The following is a 602-nucleotide window of genomic DNA, read 5'->3' as shown; positions in this document are numbered from 1 at the left end:
GGCGAAAGCTGGATTGCCTGAATCCTAATCTCCAGTCGATGCAAGTTCCCATCCACCGGAAAGACCTCTGAAACCGGTGCCGTGCTCTGCGTCGGAATCGAAGTGTCGGCTGACGCAACCTCCAGAGTGCGGGGCGACGCCCAGCGAGGGTGTTGAAGGAGATGAGTGGGGCGCCTACGTCACGCTGCTACGTACGACAGGGACGAACGCGGGACCGCCTACCGGACGCGAGTCCTATGGCGACGGAGGCCTCGTAGTAGTCGCCGGATTAACGCCCGGCCAGGGAGGACGGGAAAGCCGTCTACACGGGCGAAGGAGGCCAGGTGATGGGACACCACCAGATCGGGAGGTATGCGTAATGCAGAGCGCCGCAACGGTGCTGGGTGTCCTGCGTGAGCGCGGCAGGCGTAGCCTGCCGCTTGACGAACTGTATCGACAACTGTTCAACCCAGAACTGTATCTGCTGGCCTACGGGCGTATCTACGCCAACCACGGCGCGATGACGCCCGGGGTCACGCAGGAGACCGTGGACGGCATGTCCCAGGCGAAGATCGGTCGCATCATCGCGGCGATGCGTCACGAGCGCTACCGGTTCGCCCCCG

At 63.6% G+C, this 602-nt stretch carries 1 pseudogene; it reads left to right on the top strand.

What is annotated here, in order from left to right:
- Positions 1–358: 358 nt before the first annotated feature.
- A pseudogene (locus tag ABGB16_RS33940) lies at positions 359–602 on the top strand (reverse transcriptase); the annotation flags it as partial.

Source organism: Micromonospora sp. B11E3 (genome assembly GCF_039871625.1).
GTDB lineage: Bacteria > Actinomycetota > Actinomycetes > Mycobacteriales > Micromonosporaceae > Micromonospora.
This window is presented reverse-complemented; position numbering and strand designations above follow the sequence as displayed.